The sequence below is a fragment of the Myxococcus sp. AB025B genome (genome assembly GCF_006518215.1).
GTDB lineage: Bacteria > Myxococcota > Myxococcia > Myxococcales > Myxococcaceae > Myxococcus > Myxococcus fulvus.
In genome coordinates this window covers 1-20,041 of the sequence record NZ_SRLW01000183.1, presented here as the reverse complement: position 1 = coordinate 20,041, position 20,041 = coordinate 1, and the positions used below count along the sequence as shown (strand labels likewise).

Genomic DNA, 20,041 nt, shown 5'->3' with positions numbered 1-20,041 from the left:
CTGGGGGAGGGCGGGCTCGGAGGAGTGACGGTGGCAGCAGCGCATAAGCGGGGATGACTCTTCCGCAAGCGCGCGAAACCGTCGAGCCGGTGTTTCGTCGCACTGTTCCGCCCTGCACCCTCTTGCCGCGCCAGGACATAACGCCTGTCTGGATGGCGCGGGACGGACTACGTTGTCCACCGTGCAGTTCGTCCTCTTCTATTCGGACAAGCGGGTGCGCGAGCAGCTCTTCGCCCATGTGGACGGGACGCGAGGGGTGTTGCTGGTGACGGGCGTGCGTCATGGGGCGGCCATGCGCTCCCCTGAGCTGCGCGAGCCCTTCGCCACGCTGGAGTTCCTCCACGGCCGCGTGTTGACGCAGGTGCTGGTGGCGGACGAGGGCACCCCGGACGGCATGTGGAGGGACCCGCTGGGGGACCTGGGCGACAGGCTGCACCCCGACAGCAAGGATGACGCGTACGCCGTCACCACGGGCTACCTGCTGCTGGTGGATGGCCAGCCGCGCCAGGTGGTGCGCAAGCACGGCCTGCCCGCCGAGGACCTGTGGTTCCTGGAGGACGCGCTGAGCCGGCTGGAGCCGCGCATCCCCGCGCCGGACCCCGCGCGCCGCCCGGGGAAGAAGCGCCCGGAGCCCGCGCCTCGCGCACCGCGTCGTCCCACCAGCACCGCCGCGCCCCGGGAGCCCGAGGAGGCGGGGGGGCGCCGTGCGCGGGACGAGGAGTGGGAGGGCGGCGAGAGTCCGGGGCGTCGCTCCCGAGGCGCCTGGAGCGGTGACGACGAGCAGGTCGGAGGCGAGCATCCGGGTCGTCGCTCGCGAGGCGCCTGGGGCGGTGACGACGAGCAGGTCGGAGGCGAGCATCGCGCTCGCGGGGCCCGGAGTCCTCGCGACCCGGAGGCCACGCCGCCCCGGGGCACCCGGGTCCGCAGCGAGGCCCCCGCGCGCAAGGACGCGTGGGAGGTGCTGGGGCTCGAGCGGGGCGTGTCGCGGGACGAGGCGCGCAAGGCGTTCCGCGCGCTCATCGCCGGCTACCACCCGGACAAGGTGGCGCACCTGGCGCCGGAGTTCCGCGAGCTGGCGGAGCGCCGCACGCGCGAGCTCCTGGAGGCGTGGGAGACCGTGGCGCAGGAGCTCGAGTCGTAGCGGCGCGCCGCGGCCGCCCCTGTCATCCGGGCACGGGCCGCACGGTCAGCCCACGCTCGGCACGCCGGGCACGGGCAGCGTGACGGGGAGCGCCTCCAGCGCGAAGCGCGCGACGATGGGCATGTGGTCCGACAGCCCGTGGAAGCGGCTCTTCAAGTCCCCGAACGGGTGCGTCTCCTCGGTGTCGAGCCAGCGCACGCCCCCGCCGGAGAACATGTGGTCCAGGTGCATGCGCATGTGCATGAAGCCCGCGGTGGGGAAGCCCCGCGACACGCTCGGGTCAATCTGTCCCACGGCGGCCTGGGCGCACGTGAAGGAGACCTCCCCGGTGAGGTAGCGGAACACCGGGGACGTCGGCGGCGAGTTGAAGTCCCCGCAGACGATGAACGGCTCGTCGGCGCGGAGGCTGCCCACGAACTCCGCCAGCTTGCGCGCCTCGTGGAGCTGGTTCACGCCGCAGCCCATCTTGTCCTTGGTGGACCAGAACTCGCGCGCGAAGGGCGTGGGCAGGCTCAGGTGGGTGTTGAAGACGTGGAAGGGACGCCCGTCGTCGCGGCGCAGCAGGCGCATGTGCGCGCAGATGCGGCTCTGCTTGCGGTCCTTGAGCCGCTGCACGTGGTGGTGGGTGATGGACATGGGCGCGTCCACGTTGTGCTTGTCCACCTGGAGGGTGCGCTTGTTGACGAGCACCGCCAGCCCCGTGGTGTAGAGCGACACCTCGCCCAGCTTGTAGTGGTGCGCGCGGAAGTAGAACGCCTCGTAGGGCATGTCGCGCCCCTGCGCGGCGAACGTCTCCTCCATGCGCCCCATGAAGGCCATCAGCTGCGTCTCGCCGGGCAGCTTGGGGCGGTCGGCGATGGTGCTGCGCAGCGAGCTGGTCTCCACCTCCTGCAGGCACACCACGTCCGGCAGCGGGTCCAGCCCGGCCAGGGCGAAGGCCACCCGGCGCTTGGGGCCCACGGTGCTCGCCAGGCCCCGGAGCATGTGGCCGAAGTAGCGGACGTTGTACGTGACGATTCGAAGCGAAGAGTCGGGCATACGAGGTCCGTGCCCGTCCCGGGCACGCCGCAAAGCTACTCATCCGCCCGCCCGCGCGCCCCCGATTCCTCACCTGCAGGACAGTTGACAGACGGTCGTCCCCGGTCGGGAAGCTCGCGCCACCCCGTGGGTTCCCTCGCCCTGGGGGCCATGCTTTCCTGGTCGGGAGGAAGGCGCCCGCCTGCCCGGTGGGGTGGCGGACGCCCAGGGCCGGCGAGGGTGGTCTCCCGTGGAACTGGAGGGTCGATGAACGCGATGGGATGGGCGGCGCCGCTGGTGCTGCTGGTGGCGGGCTGTGGCGGCTTCGAGCAGGAGACGTATGACGTGGAGCTGGACGCGGCCCAGGCGGCGGCCGTGCCCTACTCCTGCACCGACAAGACGGCGAAGGAGCCGGTGGCGGTGCCGGGCATCGGCGGCGTCTCCGGCCTGGCGCTCCAGCAGCGCTGGACGGTGCGCGCCGAGGAGTACGGCGCCACGAGCATCGAGGTGCCCGACGTCTCCTTCACGCTGCACCGGGGCGACGTGGCGACGCTCGACGAGGACGACGCGCCGGACATCCTCCAGGGCACGCGCTCCGATGAGGGGCCGTTCCAATACGTGGACATCCGCTCCATCCCGTCGACAGTGGCCGGCGAGTCGAACATCGTCTACGTGCTGCGCTTCTACATCGCCAACGACTCGCTGGAGGACGACGACATCGAGGGCTTCATCGACGTGCGGCGCACCTCGTTCGAGGGCCTGGGCATCGACGCGAGGGAACTCGAGGAGTGCACGTACAAGGTCCGCCTCGCCGGTCGCCGGGTGAAGTGAGCCCGGGGCGCGAGGGCCCCGGGCCCGGCCTCACGGCGCGCGCTTGACGCGCACCACGGTGTCGAGCAGGTGCTCCAGCGCGGCCTGGGGCTCCAGGCTCAGCCCCGAGTGCACCGGCCCCGTCTGGAGCATGGTGCTGCGCGGCGCCACCAGCCAGTGCCAGCGCTCCTTCTGCGGCAATTGGCCGATGGGCCCTGCGCCCTTGCCGCCCACGCAGACGCGCTGGAAGCTGTCCAGGTGGCAGCGCACCGTCTCCAGGTCGATGTCGGGCGCGAGCGCCTTCAAGCGCGCCTCGTCCACCTCCACGCGCGCGCCCAGGAAGCGCTGCGTGGTGCAGAAGAGGACGACGCCCACGTTGATGAACTCCTCGCGCTCCACGCGCGGGACGACGCGGATGATGGCGTAGTCAAACGAGCTGTGCGCGGGCACGGGCGGCCTCCTCGATGAAGGCCGGCAGGGCCTGGACACGCTTGCACAGCCAGCTCACGTAGGCGGCGCGGTGCGCCTCCACGGTGGGGAAGGGGGACTCGGCCGCCTTCAGCCAGCCCTCCGGAATCCCCGCGACGGTGCTCTCCATCAGCGCCCGCGTGAAGTGCGTGGACAGCAGCGCCTGGGCCTGGGGGAGCTGGCTGGCCCACGGCAGCAGCACGTGGTCCTTGATGGGCGCGAAGCGGCTCTGGCTGCGCTCCTCCCAGTCCTCCCACGCGTGGTGGAAGTAGAGCGACGCGCCATGGTCGATGAGCCACAGCTCCCGGTGCCAGCACAGGAGGTTGGGGTTCTTCGGCGTGCGGTCCACGTTGGTGATGAACGCGTCGAACGCCACCAGCGACGACGCCACGTCCACCTTCGGCGCCGGCCCCGCCACCGGGTCGAACGTCACCGAGCCGGGCAGGTAGTCCAGCGCCAGGTTCAGCCCCGCGCTCGCCTTGAGCAACTCGCGAATCTCGCTGTCCGGCTCGTTGCGGCCCAGCGCCGGGTCCAGCTCCACCAGCACCAGCTCCGGCACGCGCAGCCCCGCGGCCCGGGCCAGCTCCGCGGCGATGTACTCCGCGATGAGCGCCTTGGCCCCCTGGCCCGCCCCCCGGAACTTCACGACATACAGCCCCGCGTCGTCCGCCTCGACGATGGCGGGCAGCGAGCCCCCCTCGCGCAGGGGCGTCACGTAGCGCGTGGCGACGATGGTCCTCGGCATCCTTCCCGTCCTCGCCCCACGCCGCGTCCGGGCCAGGGCCTGGGGCCAAACCCCCGGAAGGAGGCGCCCGGCCGCGCTCTACCACGCCTGACGCGCCTGCCCACCCGCCAAGGGGGTTCACTTCAGGTGGAAAAGCAGCCCTCCAGGAAACTGATCCTGACGAGCCGCGACAATCAGGGACAGTCGTTGCTTCCGCTTCCCCCCGGAGCCGCCAACATGACCGTCACCCGCAAGCCCCTGTCGCTCCCGTCGCCCACCACCCGCACCGGGGAGGCTGCCCGTCCGGAGGCGCCCGCGACGCCCGCCGCGGAGCGCGTGGTGGCCCGGCCCGGCAAGAACGGCACGGACGGCTTCGAGTCGGCCAAGTCGGCGCGGCCCTCGAACTTCGTGGACCGTCCCACCGGTCACCGCCCGGACCCGAACGCCCCGGTGCTGCCGGCCACGGCGTTCGCCTTCGGCCCGAGCAAGGCCACGCTGGCCGGCCGTGACACCTCCACGCCGGTGACGCTGACGGCGTCCGCCACGCCCAACGCGACGGTGAAGGACCTGGCGACGGTGACGTCCACGGTCAGCTTCGACAAGGACGTCTCGCTCGACTCGCTGAAGCTGAACCTGGACCTGGCGCACTCGTACCGGGGCGACCTGGTGGTGAAGGTGACCAGCCCGTCCGGCAAGACGGCGACGGTGTCCAACCGCCAGGGTGGCAGCGCGGACGACGTGAAGGGCTCGTTCGACCTGAGCACCACGTTCAAGGGCGAGTCGGCCAAGGGCACCTGGACGCTGTCCGTCGAGGACAAGGCGCGCGCGGACACCGGCACGCTGAAGAGCTGGGGCCTGGAGGCCACGGGCAAGGCGCCGTCCACGGACCCGGTGGACCCCAAGCCCCCGCGCCCCACGGGTGAGCCGGTCATCGCGGTGTTCGACGGCGGCGTGGACTTCAAGCACAGCGACCTCGACAGCGCGATGTGGACGAACCCGAACGAGATTGCCGGCGACGGAATCGACAACGACGGCAACGGCGTGAAGGACGACATCCACGGCTACAACGTCGGCTTCAACAGCGGCGACGTGATGAAGGGCCAGGGCACGGACCACGGCACGCACGTGGCGGGCATCATCGCGGCCGAGGACAACGGCGAGGGCAACACGGGCATCGCCGCCGGCAAGGCGAAGGTGATGAGCATCGGCGGCCTGTACGACGGCGCGGACCTGCTCACCAACTTCGAGCGCGGCGTGGACTACATCGTCAACATGAAGGAGAACCACGGCGTCAACGTGCGCGCGCTCAACGCGAGCTTCGGTGACGAGTACCGCGACGCGGCCTCGCAGGCGCGCTGGAAGGCCGCCGTGCAGAAGCTGGCGGACGCGGACATCCTGCTGGTCGCGGCCACGGCCAATGGCAACGGCAGCAACATGAACAACGTGCAGGACTTCCCGGCCAACATCGACCTGCCCAACGTCATCACCGTGGCGGCCATGGACCAGCGCAACGACAAGCTGGCGCGCTTCTCCTCGCACGGCGACAAGGTGGTGGAGCTGGCCGCGGTGGGCGAGAACGTCCTGAGCACCGTGCCGGGCGGCGACTGGGAGAAGATGAGCGGCACGTCCATGGCCACCCCCACGGTGGCGGGCGCCGCGGCCCTGATGTTCGCCGCGAACCCGGACCTGACGGCCGCGCAGGTGCGCGACCTGCTGGTGCAGACGGTGGAGCTCGACCCGGACCTCAAGGGCAAGGTCAGCACGGGCGGCAAGCTGGACATCGCCGCCGCCGTGAAGGCCGCCGAGGAGTTCGTCACCACGCCCCCCGCCACCGTCGCGGGCCGCTGAAGCGCCCACGGGGCCCGGACGTCCTCCGGGCCCTGAACGGTCGGGTGGTGGATATCCGGCCCCTGTCTTCCGCGGGTTTCGCGGTGGCAGGGGCCTTTTTCCGGCCCGAATTGATTGCGCGCGATTGAATTGCGCCCTAGATAAAGGGGGTCGGAAAGAAGCGACCCCGAACTTCCAGGAGAACAAGCCATGGCTCCCGTCACGATTTCGCCGCTGTACACCGCCCACGCCACCGCCCACGGAGGCCGGTCGGGCAAGGTCCAGTCCTCGGACCAGGTCATCGATTTGCCGCTGGCGATGCCGAAGGAGCTGGGGGGCGCGGGTGGGGCGGCGACGAACCCGGAGCAGCTGTTCGCGGCGGGGTATTCCTCGTGCTTCGAGAGCGCGCTGCGGCTGGTGGCGGGCAAGGCGGGCAAGAAGCTGGGGCCCGAGGTGGGCATCACCGCGTCGGTGACGATTGGGAAGACGCCGGACGGGGGCTTCGGGCTGGCGGTGGAGCTGAAGGGCATCCTGCCGGGCCTCCCCCGTGACGAGGCGGAGAAGCTGATGCACGCGGCGCACGAGGTGTGCCCGTACTCGCGCGCCACGCGCGGCAACATCGACGTGAAGCTCTCCGTCGCGGAGCAGTGAGCGAACAGCCGTTCAGGCCTGCGAAGGAGTTGGTATAGGGAGGAATGTCGAACTCCTCCCTGTCCGCTCCCTCTCCTCGCGCATCCCTGTCCCTCGTCGCCCGTGAGAAGGGGGCGGCACGCGCCTGGTCCTTCGAGCGGGCTGGCGCGGCGGTGACGTTCCGCGAGGGCCCGCTCGGTGGGAAGTCGAAGCAGACCGAGAAGACGTTCGAGACCGAGGCCGAGGCGATGGCCTTCTGCGAGAAGAGCCTGCGCGCGAAGGTGGAGAAGGGGTACTTCGCCTCGGAGCTGGGCTTTCGCGCCGTGCCTGTCGAGCAGGTGCGCGCCGAGCTGAAGGTCGCGGGCGACGCCGAGGGCCGGGTGCTGGTGCATGACGGTGACCTCGTCATTCCGCACGACCTCATCCTGGATGACGGGTTCGGGTTGCTGGCGCCGGAGCAGGACGCGCAGGCCCCGTTGGTGGGGCTGTGGGTGCGCGGCGCGCTCACCGTCGAGGGCTGCCTGCTCAACTTCGAGGACGACACGGGGCCCTTCCTGCAGGTGGGAGGCGCGCTGGTCGCCGGGGGTATCGGCGTGGGTGGCTCCCAGGTCCGGGTCGATGGGAGCGTCCGTACGGGCGAGCTCATCGGCGTCTACAACCACGGGCTCGTCGATGTGGGCGGCGACCTGGACGCGCGCATCGTGGCGACCGAGCACACGGTGAGCGTGGCGGGGACGCTGAACGCGATGCGCTTCCTGGGGTGGGGCGCGAGTGTGTTCCGAGTGGTGGACGGTGTGGAGGAGGTGAGTGACCCGCATGAGGCCTCGGGTGTCTTCGTGGCGGGGGTGCTCAAGAAGCCGGAGGGGCAGGTGGACCTGTCGCTCGCGCGCAAGCGGCTGGCGGAGGGGAAGCCGAACCTGCTCGAGGCGCCGGTGAGTGTCCGCGCCGAGTTCCGCAAGCAGATGGCGAAGAAGCTGGAGGCGCCGGAGAAGCTCAAGAGCCTGGTGCTGAGCCGCAAGAACCTCCGCGCCCTGCCGGCGGAGCTGTTCCAGTTCCGTCGGTTGGAGACGCTGGACCTGTCGGGGAACAAGCTGCGCAGGCTGCCCGAGGAGCTGGGGTTGCTGACGGAGCTGCGAGAGCTCCGGCTGGGAGGCAACGGGCTGCAGGAACTGCCGGAGTCGGTGGGGGAGTTGGGGAAGCTCGTCCACCTGGACCTGGAGGCGAACTGCCTCTGGCGGCTGCCGGAGTCCCTGGCGCGCTGCACGGAGCTGCGGAGCATCAACCTCGTCAACAATCCCTATTCGTACGTGCGCGCCTCGTTCGGGAGCTGGCGGCAGGTGAAGGTGCTGCGGGACTTCCCCGAGGTGCTCACGCGGTTGCCGAAGCTGGAGGTGGTGGAGTTCAACGGGACCTTCCTGCGCGCGTTGCCGACGCGGGCCTTCGACAGTCGGGGCTTGCAGCGGGTGAGCATCAAGGACTCGCTCATCACGGAGGTGGACAAGGCGTTGCATCCCTTGGTCGAGGTCGACCTGGAGGCCGCGAAGAAGACGGCGGCGGACTTCGTGCGCTTCTGGTTCGCGCACGACTCCGTGCACCTGGAGGACTTCTATGACGCGAAGACGCGGACGTATGACTTCGCGGACGTCATCGCGCTGGTCCACATGCTGGTCGACAGCGCCCTGCCTGTCACCGCGGCGTACGAGGGGGTGCTGGCGACGTGGAAGGACCAGGTTGAACGTGTGGGCCACGTCATCGACCGGGCCGAGCGGAACCCGGAGCACTCGCGCGCGCTGTTCGGCGCGCTCCGGGATTCCCTCGACACGGTGGGCAAGACCACGGGGGCGAACGTGCTCGTGGATGGGCTGCGTGGGCTGTTCGACGAGCGAGCACGCGCGGGGGGGTAGAGCCCGGCACGCTCCGTGTCGCGGGGGACACGCTGTGCCATGAAGGACGCACGGGTTTTCCCTTAAGGACGCGGTGTCATGTGCGTGCGAGAGGCACGCGGGTGCGTCACTCCTCGACGCCCTCCCTCGGAGGACTCGCGGGAGGCGCCTTGGGGGGCCTCCTGGCATGTCCCTTGAAGTCTCCCCGGGGTGAAGGGGGGAAGCCTGTATGCATGAGCGTCAGCTCATTCCGATGGATGTGGCGGGGACCGCGGTCCTGGTGGCGGCTCGGATGTTGTTGGAGGAGCCGGACGTCGAGGAGTTCTTCGGGTGGTGGCGGCCCGAGGCGGGAGGACGTCCGCCAGGGCGGTGGAGCGCGGCGGAGGGGACCCGGTTGTATGCCGTGGCCGAGCGGGGCAACGGCGTCATCGGCCTCGCGGCGCTGACCCACATCCGCCGGGAGGAGCACTACGCCCGCGTGTGCTGCTCCATCGTGGCGCAGCATCGCCAGAATGGCGCGGAGCACTGGACCCTGTCGGAGCTCATCCGCCAGGGCGTCAGGCTGGATGGACTGCGGCACCTGGAGACCTCCGTCCGTGCGGGTCACTCGACGTCGCTTTCGACCCTGGAGTCGCTCGGCTTCCGGCGCCTGGACGTTTCAGGCCAGCTGTCCGACGACATGTCTCCGAGCGGGTATGTCTATCTCCGGTTGGATTTGCCCTCCGGGTCGGTGGGGTACTTCCCACGCGTCACCGCGCGCAATCTCTGCGCGTGACGCGGCCGCTGGCGGGAGACGGACTCCCGCCTCGCGCATTTCTGTCGCGGGTGGCGGCGCGTGGGCCGGCGGGGCCACCTCCAGGCGGCCCGGTTGAAGTTTGTGAATTTGCAAGTCAATCTCAAATTTGTATGCTTGGGTCCATGGCACGGGTCCAGACAGTCGAGGCGCTCGAAGGGGTGGTGGGCTCCCGCCCGTTGGGCGTGATGCTCAAGTCGTTGGACTCGCTGGACGACCACTGCGTCAAGCTGCTGGCGTGTTCATCGTTCGCGGTGCTCGGCTATGTCGACGTGGACGGGCAGGGGCGCGCGACGGCGGTTGGCGGGCCCCTGGGGTTCGCGCGCGTCGTGGACTCGACGCACCTGGAGCTGCGGCTGGACGCGCCCATCCCGCTCAACCCGACGGTGGGCTGTGGCCTGCTGTTCTTCATCCCGGGCCTGGGCGAGACGCTGCGGGTCAACGGGCACGCGACGCTCGAAGGACACATCCTTCGCGTTACCGTCGAAGAAGCCTTCGTGCACTGCGCGAAGGCCATCATCCGCTCGGGGCTCTGGAAGTCCCCGAAGCCCGCCACCTCGGACACTCGCGCCGCGGGCACCTGGAGCGGGGACCCCGAGGTGCACGACTGGCTGTCACGCACGCCCTTTGTCGCGCTGGCTTCGTGGGACGCGCAGGGCTTCGCGGACGTGAGCCCCAAGGGCGACCCCACGGGCTTCCTCCGACTCGACGGCACGCGCGTGGCCGTGCCCGACCGTCCCGGCAACCGTCGCACGGACACGTTCCACAACGTCCTCGAACAATCCCGTGTGGCCCTGCTCGCGCTCATCCCTGGCGAGACGCGCTTCCTGGAGGTCTCCGGCGTCGCCTCGCTCTCCACCGAGCCCGCGCTGCTGGCCTCGATGGCTGTCGAGGGCAAGGTGCCAAAGATGGCGCTGCTGCTGGAGTCCCACGCGGCGCGTCTCCACGCCAGTCAGGCCATCGTCGACGCGGGGCTGTGGGACACCGCGCGTCACGTGCCCGCGAGCCAGCTCCCCAAGATGGCGGATGTGTTCGTCGACCACGTCCGGCGCAGCCCCCAGAAGGGCGCCGCCGCCGCGACGGTGCGCGCCCTCGTGTCCAGGAGGATGCTGAGCTGGGCACTGGAGCAGGACTACAAGAAGAACCTGTACTGAGTCCGCGAGGGCTCCCGTGTCTCGCGACGCAGGGAGCCCTCGTGCACCGTCAGAACCGCTTCACCTCGGTCAACACCTGCCGCGAGTGCCGCGTCACCGTCCCGAAGCGCGCGAGCGACTCCGCGCGCAGGTGCTTCGCCGCGTCGCTCGTGGTGTAGCGCTGGAAGTCCGCCTCACTGGCCAGCTCGAAGTGACACACGTACCGGGCCCAGCCATCCGGGGCCCGCTCCGTGTCCTTCCACTTGCGGCACCCCAGGAACCCCGGCTCGCGCAGGACCTCGGGGACATGCGTCCCCTCATGCCACTGGTTCCACGCGGCCTCCGCGCCGGGCTCCACCTCGATGACCACGGTGTACAGCGACGTCACGGCTGCCACGCACCGAAGCCCGTCAGCTTCGCGCCACCCTGCGACTCACGCTTGCCCTTGGACGAGACGCGATAGGTGAAGTCCGACAGCGGCTCGAATCGCGCCTCGTGCGCCAGCCCGCCGAGCGTCTTCTCCCACGGGTCCGCGGCGAACAGCAGCGTGCGCACCTGCTTCGCGTTCGTCGGCCCCTCGTTCGCGTCCACCTGGAGCACCGGCACCCGCTTGGTGCCCACCGCCAGCGTCTCGCGCACGGCCGGCGCCGAGTTGGCGACCGCCGGCGGCCACTGCTTGGGCTCCAGCCCCAGCGAGATGAACGACAGCAGCACCTCCTCCAGCGGCATCACGCTCGCCTGCGAGAAGTCCTGGCACGGCGCCTCGTCCGTCGCGGGGTTCACCGGTGCCTCCGTGCGCAGCACGTAACCGGCCTCCGCCGACTGGCACGTGCGCAGCACCGTCTTCGTGCCCTCCGACTCCATCTCCCGGTCGAACCACGTGCCAGGGCCCAGCGGCCACTCCAGGTCCGGCGCCATGCCCGCGCCCTCCTTGCCCTGGCGCATCGACACCAGCGTGAGCTGATGGCTGCCCGCGCCGCCGAAGCCCGACAGCGTGGTGCTCGCGTCGAGCAACCCGTTCGTCAGGTACAGCGGCCCCGCGTCCACCGCGTACAGCCGGTTCTCCAGTGGACCATCCACCGGGCGATTGTCGCGCAGATAACGCTTCGCCTCCCACGTGCGGCCCGCGGCCGTGGGCTGCTCGGATGTCGCGGTGCCCTCGCGCGCCACCTCCAGCGGACGGGAGGCCTCCACGCGCATGGGAATCGCCAGGCGCCGCGACAGCCGGGGCTGCGTCAGCTCACCCCCCTTGTCGCTCTGGAGCGTCAACGTCAGCCACACGCGCGAGCTCTCCACCGCGGCGACCTCCAGCGTCAGCTGCCCCGCCGCGGCCGACCCACCCTGCGTGTCGCGCGGCGGCGTGCGAATCGCGGAGAACGAATAGACGACCTGGTCGCCCACCCGGGCGCGGCTCCAGGGCGAAGTCCCCTTCGTCGAGCCGGGCGCATCAGGCGCGGCGGTGCCCGTGGGCGTGTCCGTGGTGCTCCCGGACGTGCCGCCTTGCGTCACCGGCACACCGTCGGTGGGGCTTGCGGCGCGGGGCTTCGTGCTCTCACAGCCGGAGCCGAGCGTCAGCGCCGCGCACAGGAGCGCGGAGCGGGACAGGAAGGAAGTGGAGGGCTTTCGCATTCGGGCGTCACCTCACGAGAAGGGCCTTGCGCGGCATTGCGCGACCCCAGGCGGGGCTTGATACACCGGGGGACAGGTCATCCCCAACTTCCTGGAGTTTCCGCGCTCATGCCCACACCACTGTCCATCCGCCGGGTCGTCCTCTACAAGCATGGCGTCGGGTACTTCGAGCGCCGAGGCAGCGTCACCGGCAGCGACACCCTGCACCTGGACTTCAAGGCGCGGGACATGAACGACGTGCTCAAGTCGCTGACGGTGTTGGACCTGTCGGGCGGCTCGGTGTCGGCGGTGAGCTACGACTCGACGAAGCCGCTGGAGCAGCTGCTCGCGGAGGCCACCATCCGGATTCCGGAGGACGGCAGCCTCACGGCGCTGCTCGGGCAGATCAAGGGTGCGCGCGTGCGGGCGCGCGTGGGCGGCGGTCAGGTGGAGGGCGCCATCATCGGCCTCGAGTCGCTCGCGGTGGCCGCCGGGGAGACGAGCGTGGTGCGCCCCTTCCTGTCGCTGCTGGTGGGCGCGTCGCTGCGCACGTTCGACGTGCTGGACATCACCGAGCTGGAGTTCCTCGACGAGGCGGTGCGCAAGGATTTGGAGTTCTACCTGTCCACGGTGCTGTCCTCGTACAAGAAGGACAGCAAGCGCATGAGCATCCTCACCGCGGGCGAGGGCGAGCGCGAGGTGTTCGTCAGCTACGTGGTGGAAGCGCCGGTGTGGAAGACGAGCTACCGCATCCTCCTGGACGAGGGCGAGTCGCCGCTCCTGCAGGGCTGGGCGCTGGTGGACAACACGGGGGACGAGGACTGGGTGGACGTGGAGCTGGCGCTCGTCGCGGGCCTGCCGGTGTCGTTCGTGCACGACCTCTACAACCCCCGCTACATGAAGCGCCCCGTGGTGGAGGTGAGGACGGAGGCGGCCGCCGCGCCGGTGATTCCGGAGGAGAGCTACGCGAGCGCCCCGGCCGTGATGGATGAAGAGAGTGATGCCATGCCGATGATGGCCGAGCTGGCGCCCGCGCCGGCGATGGCGCCGGGCCGCTCCCGCTCGCTGATGCGAAGCAAGGGGGGCGCTTCCTCCGGTGGCCCTGGCGGTCCCCGCTTGCGCGACGTGCTCGAGCAGCAGGGCGCGAAGGTGACGACGCTGACCAAGGACGTGGGCGATTTGTTCGAGTACGGCGTGGACCGGCCGGTGACGGTGCACCGCAACCAGAGCGCGCTGGTGCCCATCCTACACAAGCCGTTCGAGGGGCGTCGGGTGCTGCTCTACAACCGGGCCACGCGCGAGAAGAACCCGATGGCGTGCATCGAGCTGAAGAACACCACGGGCCTGACGCTGGAGGGCGGCCCGGTGACGGTGACGGAGGACGAGCGTTACGTGGGGGAGGCGATGCTCGACACCATGAAGCCCCAGGACATGCGCTTCGTGCCATACGCAGTGGAGCTGGGCTGCGTCGTGTCCGTGGAGGAGGGGACCTCGGATGGGCCCGTCTTCCGGGTGGTGGTGAGCCAAGGCACCCTGATGGCGGAGTACCACAATGTGCGGCGTACCCAGTACCTGGTGCGCAACAAGGCGCCCCGGCCGCAGGTGCTGTTCATCGAGCACCCGCGCATCGGCTGGGAGCTGGCCAAGGACATGCCCGCGCCCGAGGAGACGACGGAGGGCTACTGGCGCTTCAAGCGGACGCTGGCCGCGGGCGCGCAGGAGACGTTCGTGGTGTCCGAGCGCACCGCGGGCCACCGGCACTACGCGCTGTCCTCGGTGGGCCCGGACGACGTGGCCTTCTTCCTGTCGCAGCGCTACGTGGACAAGGCGATGTCGGACGCGCTGCGGGAGATGATTGCCATCCGCGAGCGCGTGGCCACGCTCACGCGCGACGAACAGCAGCTCACCCAGGAGCGCGCGCAGCTCTTCAAGGACCAGGAGCGCATCCGCTCCAACATCGAGTCGCTCAAGAGCGGCGTGTCGCAGCGGGAGCTGGCCGAGCGCTTCGTGGCCAAGCTCAACGAGCAGGAGGACCGGCTGGAGGCCATCGCCCGCGAGCTGGAGCGGCTGGTGAAGGAGCGGCAGGCGGCGCAGGAGGAGCTGCACCGCCGCGTCCAGTCGCTCAGCCTGGTGTCGAACCTCTAATCACGGCTCACGGGGTGGCGCGGTGGACTTCATCGCCGCCCACCACGGTGAGGTGGACCTGGGCGCCGGGCAGCTCGGAGACGGGCGCGTCCACGGGGTCCACGGACAGGGCGACGAAGTCCGCGTCCATGCCGGGCTGCAGGCGGCCACGGCGCGCCTCGGCGAAGGAGGCGTAGGCGGCGCCCACGGTGAAGCCCTCCAGGGCCTCCTGTCCGCTGAGACGCTGGTCGGCGTACCAGCCGCCCTCGGGCGTGCCGCGCGCGTCCTGACGGGTGCGCGCGGCGTAGAGGCCGGCGAGCACGTCGGGGCGCTCCACGGGGAAGTCGCTGCCCAGGGCGAGCACGGCGCCGGAGGACTTCAGGCGCTGCCATGCGTAGGCGCCGCGGATGCGCTCGGGGCCCACGCGCGCCTCGGCCCAGGGCATGTCGCTGGTGGCGTGCGTGGGCTGCACGCTGGCGACGAGGCCGATGCGGCCCAGGCGGGTGATGTCGTCCAGGCCCATGATTTGCGCGTGCTCCACACGGTGGCGGCCCGCCTGGGTGGACGTGGCCTGCATCGCGCGCGCGAGGGTGTCGAGGACCAGGGTGTTGGCGCGGTCGCCGATGGCGTGGGTGCAGACCTGGAAGCCGGCGCGCATGAAGTCGGTGACGCGCTTCTCGTACTCCTCGGGGGTGAGGAGCAAGAGGCCGCGGTGGCCGGGCTCGTCGCTGTAGTCCTGGTGCAGGGCGGCGCCGCGGCTGCCGAGCGCTCCGTCGAGCACGAGCTTCACCGCGCGCAGGGTGAGGCGCTCGCCCTGGTAGGGGCCCATGCGCAGGAACTCGGCGCGCTCGGGGGCCTGGCCGTCGGCCATGGCGTAGACGCGCAGGGGCAGCTTGCCTTCCTTGTCCAGGCGCTGGAGCAGCTGGAAGGTGGCCAGGTCCATGCCGGCGTCGTGCACGCCGGTGAGGCCCACGCGCGCGGCGCGGTGGAGGGCGGCGGTGAGCTGCGCGGTGCGCTCGGCCTCGGTGAGGGGCGGCAGCACGGCGTGAATCAGGCCGATGGCGTTGTCGACGAGGATGCCGGTGGGCTCGCCGTTGGCGTCGCGGAGGATGCGGCCGCCGTTGGGGTCCTGGGTGGCGCGGGTGATGTTCGCGCGACGCAAGGCCTCGCTGTTGACCCAGGCGGCGTGGCCGTCGATGCGCGTGAGGTAGACGGGCGTGCGCGGGTGCTTGGCGTCGAGGTCCTGGCGGGTGGGGAAGGTCTTCTCGGGCCAGTCGTTCTGGTCCCAGCCTTGTCCGACGAGCCACTCGCCCTGGTAGGAGGTGCTCGGCGCGTTGGCGACGCGGGCGAGGGCCTCGTCCTTGGTGGTGGCGCCGAGCAGGGTGACGGTGGCCTCCCACTGACCGAGGGAGGACAGGTGTCCGTGCGAGTCGGTGAGTCCGGGGACGATGGTGGCGGAGCCCAGGTCCACGACGCGTGCGCCGGGACCGGCGGCGGCGAGGACCTCGTCACGGGTCCCGGTGGCGAGCACCTTGCCTTCGCGGACGGCGAGGGCCTCGACGACGGGGCGGCCCGGGTCGAGGGTGCGCACGCGCGCGGCTACGTAGACGGAGGTGCCCGCGGGGTCCGGGCGCGGAGTGTTCCGCGTGCAGCCGCCGAGGAGGGAGAGGAACAGTACGGCACCGAGGAGCCCGCCGATTCGTCGCAGCATCGTTTCGCGCACCTGTCTGGATGGAGGGCCGCCCCGAGCCTGGGGCGGGCGCGCGACACTCTGGCTCACCCGGTGGTCGGGGGCCAGTCCGCTCACGAAGAGCGAGCGTTCGGCATGGGTGCTAATCGTTCTCGCCATTCGCCCGAGGTCGGTCAACGGGAGGAGGTTGGTCATCCGACCGATGCGGCCTCCCGCTCACGTCGGGTTTCACCTTCGTTTCGGCTCCTCGGGTGGACGGCGACGCAAGCGCCACACGTTCCAGGCCTCCAGGGCCGTCGTGGCCGTGAAGAAGAGGGCCAGGAACCCTGTGATTTTCGCGGCCAGCGGCACTTTGAAGAGCATCGCGCACAGCCACAGGGCCATCATGAACAGGACCAGTCGGACGCCGCTGCGGAAGGCGACCTCGGACTGACGGATGCGGGTTGCAAGCTTCATGGTCGACCCGGGACTCGTTTCAGCGGAAGGGTTCGAACTCAACATGCCGCGCGCAAAGTTGTCGAGTGCGTTGGTTCCACGCGGCATGTCATGGCGAAGGACACTCTGAGCAGCCGCGATGCCTGCTCGGGGCAGCGAGCGGGATGCTCAGGGGTCGTTCAGTGCGGCGGTCGCGGGGGCTCCGTAGATGCCTGCGACGACACCCCTGAAGCCCCACTCCACGCCGTTTCGGAGGGCCGTCGAGTTGTTCATCCAACTGTTGAACTTGGCGGTCAGCGGCATGTAGTTGAATCCAGCGTTGACCTGACCCACACGTTGGGGAATCAGCCAGTGATGCAGGCTCTGCCCCTTGTTCCTGAGCCCACCGGCCGCACGGCTCCAGGCGCTACGGACCGAACCCCACGTGCGAGGGTCATGGAACAGTCGCTTGAAACCGTTGTAGGCGGCGTTGCGTCCCAGGTGGGCACCACCAAAGGCCAGGCTCAGGCCGAGCCCGGCCCACTCACCCGCGTTGTACATGCCACTGCACTTGTTGACGAACGCGCTCGCGCCCGTGAAATCGTTGAGGAAGTTCGTCAGTCCGAAGCTCAAGGTAGAGCCGAAGGCTGCCGCGAAGTCACCGGCGGCCGCCAAGTCCCAGTCCTGCCAGTCGCTCCAGTCCAGGCCGGACGGGTCGATGAGGTTGACCGGGTCATTGGCCGCATACGCATAGAGGTTGGTGTCACCGCCCTCGAAGCGGATGGGGTCCTTGTTCGTCCACCGCCCCGTCTCCGCGTCGTAGTCACGCGCGCCGAAGCGGGTGAGGCCCGTCAGGGCATCATGGAGTCCGCCCGCGAAGCCGAAGGGCTGGAATCCGGGCGCCGTATCGGTGGTGATCCGGCCCCAGGCGTCGTAGTCCATCCGTTGCGCGACGACGCCTGTGGCAGTGTTGACGACGAGCCGTGGGCTGCCGAGGTGGTCGCTGATGATGCGGTAGGTGACGCCCCCCTTCACCATGAAGTCGGGGACATGGCTCCGTGTCGCATAGACGAAGCGGCTCACCAGCGCCCCACTCCCATCCAACTCCGCCGCGACGCGCAGGCCACCGTCATAGAGGAAGCCCTGCGTGAGGGTGCCGTTCACCTTCCGGCCCACGCGCCGTCCGAGCGCGTCCACCACGTAGTCCACCTGCGTGCCGTCGTTCCGCGTTACCGCCCGGAGCGCACCGAGTGAATCGTAGGTGTACTCCGTGGGATTGCTGTCCCCCGTGCGCAGCGATTCCTGGAGGTCGCCATTGGGACCGAAGACAAAGGACGTGCCTCCGGATGTGAGCAGCCGGTCCTGCGCATCGTAGGTGGCGTTGCGCGTGACGCCCGCTTCCGTCACCAGGGTGCGGTTGCCGTTGCTGTCGTAGCCGTACGTCGCGGACAGGACGCCATTGATGGAGACGGTTTCCAGTCGCCCGGCGACGTCGTAGGTGTAGTGGAAGGACTTCGTCACACCCTGGACGGTCTCCGTCTTGTCGGTGATGCGTCCCAGGCCGTCGCGCCCGGTGATGGTGTGGCTGTAGAGCGCGGTGCTGCCCGCCGTCGCGGACAGGGACTGTCCCTCGCCCAGGGTGTTGTAGCCATGGGTCGTGGTGAGTGTTCCCAGTGTGGTGCCGGTGAGAAGCCCGTTCGTGCTGTTCCGGGTCAAGTCCAGCGCGCCGGCGCCGCTGAGCAGGCCGTCGCCATCGTAGCGATAATCCGTGGTGCCGCCGCTCGTGTTGATGGCCATGGCGGTCACCTGGAAGTCCGCGTTGTACGTGTAGCTGACGCGGCCCGCGACGACGCCGTCCCACGTGACACCCTTGAGGAGGGCTCCGTCATGGACGAAGGAGAGGTTGGAGCCTCCCGAGTTCGTCATCCGGTCCACCTGTCCGCTGCCAGTCAGGTAGCTCAGGGTGCGGGTGATTCCGGGCGCGGTGGTCGTCGTGAGTCGTCCTCCGGTGTCGTAACCGTAGGTCACCGAGGTGCCATCCGGCAGGTTGACGCTGGTGGTCGCCTCGTCGGCGTCATGGCCGTACACCGTAGGCAGGCCACCTCCCGTGACGCTCGGTGGGGCGTAGCTGCCCATCGCGTCCGCCAGCGTGTACGTGAAGACGTGGGCGGGGCGTCCCGGCGGGGTGATGGACGTGAGATTTCCGTGCGCATCCGAGCTGAAGCCCACCAGCCGGCTGCCCGGAAACTCACTGCTCACCAGGTGCCCCGTCGTGCCGTAGGAGAAGAGGGCGGTGCCTCCGGCTGCGTCGGTGGTGCTAGCCACCTGGCCCAGGAGGTTGTACGTCGACGTGCCGATACGGCTGCCTTGCTGGGTGGACGTCAAGCGTCCCAGTGTGTCGTAGCCGTAGGTGACGGGGTCCAAGCCGGTGACTTCACGCCGGATCACCCGGCCCTGTGCGTCCATCCGCACGCGGACCGTCTTGCCGAGCGGCGAGGTCATCAGCCACTCGCGCGTGTTTGCGTCGTAGTGGGACGTGAAGGCGCGCCCGTTCACGGTGTGGGTGTCCGTGAGGCTCGCCAGGTCCAGGGAGGTGCCGCCCGGCGCGAACGCCACCGCGCGGGTGTGTGACGTCGTGGACGTCAGGCCTCCTGGCGTGGTGACGGTGCGCTGGCTGACCAGGGGAGCCTGCATGCCAAAGCGCGGGTCGGGCCCGCGTCTCACGGTGACCATCGTCCCGTTGGCCAGGGTGTGGACCTCTTCGCCGCTGGTCTTGACGAGGGTCGTGGAGGCACTCCCGGAGGGCGTCGTCGTGACGCGAGTCTGCTGCTTGCCCGTTGCGGGCTTCAGGACCTGGTAGCGCGTCTGGCGACCCAGCGGCGTCGACAGCGTCACCTCGAAGCCGGTGCTCGTCGCCGTGCGGGTCAGCGTCTTCCAGCTCCCGGAGGCCCGGTCATCGCGGGTCAGTCGTCCCGCCGTGTCGTAGGTGAAAGCGTGCTCGCCCAGCCGCGCGTCCGTCATCGTCGTGAGCAGGCCGTCGGTTGTGTACCCGAGCGTCACCAGTTCGCTCGCTGGGTTCTGCACTGAGGACAGATAGCCATTCGCATCCACGTCCAGCAGCGTGGTGTGGCCGTGGGGGGCGACGATGGCCGTGGGGACACCGGCCGTGTCGCGGTCGATGGTGGTGAGCTGGCCGTTGCGGTCCTGCAACCCGGTCAGCCGCCCGTCAGTATCATATGTGAAGGTGCGCAGCGTGGACTGCGTCAGTGTATCCACGGTGCGCAGGTGGCGACCGTGGGCGTCGAAGACGTAGAATTCCGCGCCGTCCTCGGAGGCCACCAGGATTTCCGGCGCGCGCGCCGGGAGAACGGGAATCAGTCGCCGCACTCGATGCGACCCGTAGTCCACCACCAGCGTCGTGCCGTCGGGTGCTGGGGCGACGCGCGAAAGGCAGAACTGGGCCTCGCTCGCCGGGGTGTAGAGCGGGTTGGCGCAGCCTCCTCCCTGGGCGATGGTGCTCAGCGTTCCGTCGGGATACAGGCGGAACAGGTTTCTGTTCACCCTGTCCATCACGAGCACGGAGCCATCCGGTAGCGCTTCGACCCTGGTTTCCTCGAAGTCGCAGCACCCCATGACCTCCGTGATGAAGGTCTGAGCCTGCCCCGATTCCGTGGACACCCGAGATGTGATGGAAAGGGTGTCCAATGTCGGCGAGTGACGCGAAGCAGAAGAAGAGCCGGAGGCAGCGCCGGAAGTTCACGCGTGAGTTCAAGGACGGC

At 69.8% G+C, this 20,041-nt stretch carries 16 protein-coding genes; 8 read left to right on the top strand and 8 right to left on the bottom strand.

Annotated features, from left to right (window positions below; genetic code table 11):
• Positions 1 to 181 precede the first annotated feature (181 nt).
• Positions 182 to 1,141, top strand: coding sequence for a DnaJ family molecular chaperone (locus tag FL311_RS27075; protein WP_141329411.1), 960 nt, complete (start codon positions 182 to 184; stop codon positions 1,139 to 1,141).
• Positions 1,142 to 1,186: 45 nt separating this feature from the next.
• Here FL311_RS27075 and FL311_RS27070 read toward each other — a convergent pair whose 3' ends face one another.
• Positions 1,187 to 2,179: an endonuclease/exonuclease/phosphatase family protein gene (locus FL311_RS27070; RefSeq protein WP_141329409.1), complete on the bottom strand. Its 993-nt coding sequence runs from the start codon at positions 2,177 to 2,179 to the stop codon at positions 1,187 to 1,189.
• Between the two features lie 246 nt (positions 2,180 to 2,425).
• On the opposite strand from FL311_RS27070, the gene FL311_RS27065 reads away from it, so the two are divergent.
• A complete protein-coding gene (locus FL311_RS27065) occupies positions 2,426 to 2,989 on the top strand; it encodes a hypothetical protein (protein ID WP_141329407.1) in 564 nt (187 codons plus the stop codon).
• A gap of 30 nt (positions 2,990 to 3,019) precedes the next feature.
• Here the strand turns inward: FL311_RS27065 and FL311_RS27060 are convergent, their stop codons facing one another.
• Entirely contained in the window at positions 3,020 to 3,418 is a 399-nt protein-coding gene (locus tag FL311_RS27060) for a DUF3037 domain-containing protein (RefSeq protein ID WP_141329405.1), read from the bottom strand.
• Complete coding sequence (locus FL311_RS27055) at positions 3,396 to 4,181, bottom strand: HipA family kinase (RefSeq protein ID WP_141329403.1); 786 nt, start codon at positions 4,179 to 4,181, stop codon at positions 3,396 to 3,398. The genes FL311_RS27060 and FL311_RS27055 overlap by 23 nt, the downstream gene beginning before the upstream one ends.
• 216 nt (positions 4,182 to 4,397) lie before the next feature.
• Between FL311_RS27055 and FL311_RS27050 the strand changes: the two genes are divergently transcribed.
• The 5 genes from FL311_RS27050 to FL311_RS27030 all read left to right on the top strand — a co-directional run bounded on the left by FL311_RS27050 (position 4,398) and on the right by FL311_RS27030 (position 10,447).
• The gene (locus FL311_RS27050; protein WP_141329401.1) at positions 4,398 to 6,008 is read left to right on the top strand and encodes a S8 family serine peptidase; all 1,611 of its coding nucleotides are present in this window, start codon (positions 4,398 to 4,400) and stop codon (positions 6,006 to 6,008) included.
• A gap of 189 nt (positions 6,009 to 6,197) precedes the next feature.
• Positions 6,198 to 6,638: an organic hydroperoxide resistance protein gene (locus FL311_RS27045; RefSeq protein ID WP_141329399.1), complete on the top strand. Its 441-nt coding sequence runs from the start codon at positions 6,198 to 6,200 to the stop codon at positions 6,636 to 6,638.
• A 44-nt stretch (positions 6,639 to 6,682) separates the two neighbouring features.
• Positions 6,683 to 8,521 carry a hypothetical protein gene (locus FL311_RS27040; RefSeq protein ID WP_141329397.1) on the top strand — a complete coding sequence of 613 codons (1,839 nt, stop codon included), beginning with the start codon at positions 6,683 to 6,685 and terminating at the stop codon, positions 8,519 to 8,521.
• Positions 8,522 to 8,729: 208 nt separating this feature from the next.
• Positions 8,730 to 9,275: a GNAT family N-acetyltransferase gene (locus tag FL311_RS27035; RefSeq protein WP_141329395.1), complete on the top strand. Its 546-nt coding sequence runs from the start codon at positions 8,730 to 8,732 to the stop codon at positions 9,273 to 9,275.
• Positions 9,276 to 9,418: 143 nt separating this feature from the next.
• On the top strand, positions 9,419 to 10,447 hold the full coding sequence (locus FL311_RS27030; RefSeq protein ID WP_141329393.1) for a pyridoxamine 5'-phosphate oxidase family protein: 1,029 nt from the start codon (positions 9,419 to 9,421) through the stop codon (positions 10,445 to 10,447).
• Between the two features lie 49 nt (positions 10,448 to 10,496).
• Here the strand turns inward: FL311_RS27030 and FL311_RS27025 are convergent, their stop codons facing one another.
• Together FL311_RS27025 and FL311_RS27020 are read right to left on the bottom strand one after the other, a co-directional pair.
• The gene (locus FL311_RS27025) at positions 10,497 to 10,814 is read right to left on the bottom strand and encodes a DUF4286 family protein (protein ID WP_046710807.1); all 318 of its coding nucleotides are present in this window, start codon (positions 10,812 to 10,814) and stop codon (positions 10,497 to 10,499) included.
• Entirely contained in the window at positions 10,811 to 12,055 is a 1,245-nt protein-coding gene (locus FL311_RS27020; RefSeq protein WP_141329391.1) for a DUF6068 family protein, read from the bottom strand. The genes FL311_RS27025 and FL311_RS27020 overlap by 4 nt, the downstream gene beginning before the upstream one ends.
• A 108-nt stretch (positions 12,056 to 12,163) precedes the next feature.
• On the opposite strand from FL311_RS27020, the gene FL311_RS27015 reads away from it, so the two are divergent.
• Complete coding sequence (locus tag FL311_RS27015) at positions 12,164 to 14,179, top strand: hypothetical protein (protein WP_141329389.1); 2,016 nt, start codon at positions 12,164 to 12,166, stop codon at positions 14,177 to 14,179.
• Between the two features lie 7 nt (positions 14,180 to 14,186).
• Here the strand turns inward: FL311_RS27015 and FL311_RS27010 are convergent, their stop codons facing one another.
• From FL311_RS27010 to FL311_RS27000, 3 genes are all read right to left on the bottom strand, one after another.
• Complete coding sequence (locus tag FL311_RS27010) at positions 14,187 to 15,869, bottom strand: amidohydrolase (protein ID WP_141329387.1); 1,683 nt, start codon at positions 15,867 to 15,869, stop codon at positions 14,187 to 14,189.
• Positions 15,870 to 16,076: 207 nt separating this feature from the next.
• A complete protein-coding gene (locus FL311_RS27005) occupies positions 16,077 to 16,304 on the bottom strand; it encodes a hypothetical protein (RefSeq protein WP_141329385.1) in 228 nt (75 codons plus the stop codon).
• A 147-nt stretch (positions 16,305 to 16,451) separates the two neighbouring features.
• Entirely contained in the window at positions 16,452 to 19,823 is a 3,372-nt protein-coding gene (locus FL311_RS27000) for an RHS repeat-associated core domain-containing protein (protein WP_194869381.1), read from the bottom strand.
• Between the last annotated feature and the right edge of the window lie 218 nt (positions 19,824 to 20,041).